This is a genomic window from Streptomyces sp. NPDC001153, from assembly GCF_053598315.1.
Genome location: NZ_JBSFJZ010000141.1, coordinates 1 through 1,006, shown reverse-complemented (window position 1 = coordinate 1,006; position 1,006 = coordinate 1). Strand labels below are relative to the sequence as shown.

Here is a 1,006-nt window from a genome sequence, read left to right as displayed (position 1 = left end):
GTGTTACTGACGTTGTTGCTGTGATGTCGTCAATGTGAGTCCGGTTTCGGCGAGACATCCGTCGATGAGGTTGCTGCGGTACTGGATCTGGCGGAGACCATGCCGGAGCGTGTTGATGAGGTGGTCGGGGTCGGTGAAGGCGGTGTTGACCTGGCTGCTGCGTCGCAGCAGTGACCAGATGCCCTCGACGGGGTTGAGGTCTGGTGCGTAGGCCGGGAGGAAGTAGCAGGTGATCCAGTCGTGGGTGTCGATGAACTCCCGTAGCCGGCGGTCCTTGTGGACGTTGAGGTTGTCCCACACGAGCACTATGGGTGCACCGAGCTGCTGGTGCGCGGCGATGAGCAGGTCGCGGTAGTCGGTCCAGGTGAAACTGCGTCTGCCGCCTCGTTTGTGATCGACGTGCCGCTTGGGCCGATAGATCAGTCGTGAGCGTTCACCTTGCTTGTAGCAGGCCAGAGCGGCGACGGAGAAGCGGCGCTGGGAGCGTCCCCGCACCCGGATGACGGGTGTGCGTCCGCGCCGGGCCCAGGTCCGTGCGGTGGGCGGCGTCATCGAGAAGCCGGCCTCGTCTTCGAAGCACAGCCAGGCGTCGAGCGCCGCCACGGACCTTCCGCCTGCGGCCAGGTTTCCTTCACCCAGCCCGCCACGGCCTGCTCGTCGCGCTCGATGGCCCGGCGGGCCGGGACCTGGTGGCTGAAGCCGTGCCGGTGCAGCATTTGCGCGATCGCCGACAGCGTCATGCTCTTGTGGAACCGGCGCCCGATCAGCGTCTTGATCCGTGCCAGCGTCCACGTCTGGTCCAGCCAGCCGTGCGCGACTGGCCCCTTGGCGAGCTCTTGCTCGAGCACGGTGAACAGGGCCTCACTCAGCTTGGGCCGTGACACGGGCCCGGCAGACCGCAGCCCCTCGGTGCCGGCGTCGTGCCAGGCTTGGCGCCAGCGCTGCACCGAGCGCACACTCACCCGTAAGTCCTTGGCGACCTCGGCGTTGGAGGCACCTGTAGCGA

At 66.7% G+C, this 1,006-nt stretch carries 1 protein-coding gene; it reads right to left on the bottom strand.

The window, feature by feature from the left end; translation table 11 throughout:
* Positions 1 to 3: 3 nt before the first annotated feature.
* Positions 4 to 1,006 (bottom strand): IS630 family transposase gene (locus tag ACWDEN_RS48130; protein ID WP_450864485.1). Its coding sequence is split into 2 segments (ribosomal slippage), with 1,004 coding nucleotides annotated over them: positions 4 to 563 and positions 563 to 1,006; the frame shifts between segments, so codons are not numbered across the junction. This gene is flagged as partial in the annotation.